This is a genomic window from Mesorhizobium sp. M7A.F.Ca.CA.004.12.1.1 (assembly GCF_003997835.1).
Lineage (GTDB): Bacteria > Pseudomonadota > Alphaproteobacteria > Rhizobiales > Rhizobiaceae > Mesorhizobium.
In genome coordinates, this window is the sequence record NZ_RZRK01000946.1 from 1 (window position 1) to 2180 (window position 2180).

At 64.2% G+C, this 2180-nt stretch carries 3 protein-coding genes; all 3 read left to right on the forward strand.

Annotated features, from left to right (window positions below; all coding sequences use genetic code 11):
* On the forward strand, nt 1-595 hold a 595-nt coding region (locus EN984_RS32070), incomplete at its 5' end, for a TIM barrel protein (RefSeq protein ID WP_164765807.1).
* A 42-nt stretch (nt 596-637) separates the two neighbouring features.
* On the forward strand, nt 638-1690 hold the full coding sequence (locus EN984_RS32075) for a substrate-binding domain-containing protein (RefSeq protein WP_127269388.1): 1053 nt from the start codon (nt 638-640) through the stop codon (nt 1688-1690).
* A gap of 68 nt (nt 1691-1758) precedes the next feature.
* Nucleotides 1759-2180: ATP-binding cassette domain-containing protein (locus EN984_RS32080; RefSeq protein WP_164765808.1), on the forward strand; the 422-nt coding region annotated here is incomplete at its 3' end.

Below are 2180 nucleotides of genomic sequence, written 5' to 3' on the forward strand. Positions count from 1 at the left end.
CTTCCAGGCCGACTATTCGACGCTTTGGCAACACGAAATTGATGGGATTCGTGAAGTTGCGGCACATGATCCCGACTGTCAGATCAGCCTTGAATACAAACCGAACGAACCACGCTCCTACAGCCTGATGCCGGATGCGGCGACGACCTTGCTGGCGATCCGCGATGTCGGCCTGCCTAATCTCGGCGTCACGCTCGATTTCGCTCATGTGCTCTACGCCGACGAACAACCGGCCTTTGCCGCGGCCCTGGTGGCGCGTCACAGCAAGCTGCTCGGCGTGCACCTGAACGACGGCTACGCCAAGCGCGACGACGGCCTGATGGTCGGCGCGGTGCACACGCTGCAGACCATCGAGATGCTCAGGCAGATTCGCCGCGACGGTTACGCCGGCGCCATCTATTTCGACACGTTCCCCGATATGACAGGGCTCGATCCGGTGCGCGAGTGCGAAGTCAACATCGCCACCGTCAATCGCATGCTGCGCGTCGTCGACCGGCTGGAGCAGGACAATCGCCTGTCCGCCGCCATGGACAGCCAGGACGCGGTGACGTCGCAGGCCATCATCCAGGAAATCATGCTCGGGCCGGATAGCTGAGGCATCCGCGCCATCGCCGTTTTTCAACCAGGGAGGAATACAATGAAACTTCTGCTTGCCACCGCTACCGCCGCATTGATGGCGCTCTCGATCGGCTCTGCCTTTTCCGCCGACCTCGCGCCGCTCAATTCCGACACGGAAAAGGACCGCATCGACTGGTCGCAGGTCGAGGCCAAGTTCGGCGCGTTCCCCAAGCTGCCCGAAGGCACCAAGGCAGGCGCGGTCTCCAAGACGCTGACCAATGAATACTGGCGCTCGCTGGGCGAGGGCTACACGGCATTCGGCGCCAAGGTCGGCGTTCCCGTCGTCTATCAGGCAGCGCAGAGCGAGGGCGACCAGCTCGGCCAGCTCACCATCGCCGAAGGCCTGGTGACGCAGGGCTACAACGTGCTGCTCGTCTCGCCGCAGACGGATGCCAATCTGCAGCCGATCATGGAGCAGGCCAAGGCCGCCAACGTGCCGGTGGTCAATGTCAATGACGCCGTCATCCCGCAGGCCGAGCATTATGTCGGCAACGTCCAACGCGACAATGGCGTGCGCGTCGCCAAATGGTTCGTCAAGAATCGTCCGAATGGCGGCAAGGTCGCCATCGTCGAAGGCCAGGCTGGCGTCTATGCCGCCGTGCAGCGCACCGATGGCTTCAAGTCGACCATTACCGAGGGAGGCAAGTTCGAGGTTGTCGCCAGCGTTCCCGGCAACTGGGACCGCCAGACCTCCTATGACGCGGCCACCAACATCCTGCAGCAGCATCCCGACCTGATCGGCTTCTATGCCAACAATGATGGCATGGCGCTGGGCATCGTCGAGGCTGTCAAGGCCGCCGGCCTGCAGGACAAGGTTGCGGTCTTCGGCACCGACGGCATTTCCGATGCCTATGCCTCCATACGGGCCGGCGAACTGACCGGCACGGTCGACAGTTTCCCCGTTCTGACCGGCGAAGTGGCGTTGGAAACAGCTCTGCGTCTCGTCGCGGGACAGAAGCTGCCGCGCGTCGTCGCCACGCCCCAGGCGCTGATCACCAAGGACAATGCCGACCGCTATTCCGGCGCCGGCGCGCGCAAGGCGCTGCTCGAGGACGCGGCTGCGGGCCAGTAAGGCCAACCAACAGTGCCGGTCAGGGCAATTCGCTTCTGTCCGGCACCATGGCCCGGAGATAGAACTCGATGTCACCCCGGCTGCAATTCCAGGGCATTTCCAAGCTGTTTCCGGCCGTACGGGCGCTTGACGGCGTTTCGTTCTCGGTCGGGGCCGGTGAAATCCATGGCCTGCTCGGCGAAAACGGCGCCGGCAAGTCGACGCTGCTGCGCGTCCTGTCTGGCGTCTACAGGCCGACCGCGGGAAGCGTCCTCATCGACGGCAAGCCGGTTACACTCGCCAACCCGGTTGCCGCGCGCGCTGCGGGCGTCGCCATGATCCATCAGGAATTGCAGCAGGTGCCGCGCCTCAGCGTCGCCCAGAACATGTTCCTCGGCCATCCGCTGACGCGCGGCGGCATCTTCGTCGCCAGCAGAGAGCAGGAGCGCCGCGCCGCCGAGGCTCTTGCAGCCATCGACCCTTCCATCGATCCAGCCGCCCCGCTCGGCAC

What these genes read in the sequence shown, in the direction of transcription:
- EN984_RS32075 (WP_127269388.1), top strand. Translation starts at nt 638, where the DNA reads ATGAAACTTCTGCTTGCCACCGCTACCGCCGCATTGATGGCGCTCTCG.